Consider the following 1,204-nt stretch of genomic DNA (forward strand, 5'->3'; position numbering starts at 1 on the left):
TGTAGCAGCAAAGTTGTAATGTCCCCTTTGAGCAAAGTTAAAATGTCCCCTTTTAGTAAAAGGAGGCATGCGGATGCCAGAGGAGATGCTAACGTTGAGTCAAAAAGAATTAACACGCTTTGAAGTGCTGGAAAAGCTGATCCGGAAAGAAATGAAGCAGGCCGCTGCCGCCGAGATACTTGGGTTGAGCACTAGGCAAATTAAACGATTAAAGCAAGCCTATAAACGAGATGGAGCGGCGGCGCTCTCGTCTAAACGCCGAGGAAAACCGAGCAATCACCAGCTCGACAAGGCCTTAAAACGGCAAGCGATTGACCTGATCAAATCTCACTACCCTGACTTTGGGCCAACACTGGCGTGTGAGAAACTCCTAGAGCGGCATCAGCTAAAGCTTTCCAAAGAAAGCATTCGCCAACTCATGATGCAAGCCGGTTTGTGGCGTGGCAAACAACGCAAATCCGTCACGGCGCAGCCTCAACGTCAACGACGAGAAGCACTAGGTGAGTTAGTGCAAGCGGATGGATCGCCGCATGCTTGGTTTGAGGGGCGTGGTGATTATTGTTGCCTTTTGGTTATCATCGATGACGCGACAAGCAAGCTTTTAGGCTTGCGCTTTGAACCGACTGAAACCACCCAAGGTTACTTTCGCTTGTTTAAAACCTATCTGAAAGCCTCAGGGCGCCCATTAGCTTGTTATCACGATAAGCACGGGATCTTTCAGGTCAATGCCAAGGAGCCTGGCAGCGGTGAGGGTTTAACTCAATTTGGACGTGCCATGAATGAGCTGGGAATCGAGTCGATATCGGCCAATACCCCTCAAGCCAAAGGTCGTGTCGAGCGTGTGAATAAGACACTGCAAGACCGTCTCGTGAAAGAACTCCGCCTGCAAGGTATCAGCGATATCGATTCTGCCAATGTCTTTTTACCACAGTTTATAGCTCAATTTAACCAGAAATTTGAGGCCGCACCTCGCAATGAGATGGATGCACATCGACAGACACTACCCGACGATGCGACCCTAGAGTTGATTTTTAGTGAACAGCATACGCGCGGGATCTCTAAAAATTTAGAAGTCCGTTATGACAATAAAATTTATCAAATACAAACCCATACGCAAAGTTATACGATGCGGGGCGCAAAACTTACCGTATGCGAAGACTCACAAAGTCGTATTACGCTGCTCTACAAGCATAAACAGCTTCCT

At 47.9% G+C, this 1,204-nt stretch carries 1 protein-coding gene; it reads left to right on the top strand.

The features are described 5' to 3' along the window. Window positions 1–73: 73 nt before the first annotated feature. Window positions 74–1,204, top strand: a 1,131-nt coding sequence (locus COV52_07635; protein PIR10714.1) for a transposase, incomplete at its 3' end; no start/stop codon positions are given.

It is taken from the genome of Gammaproteobacteria bacterium CG11_big_fil_rev_8_21_14_0_20_46_22, assembly GCA_002796245.1.
GTDB lineage: Bacteria > Pseudomonadota > Gammaproteobacteria > UBA12402 > UBA12402 > 1-14-0-20-46-22.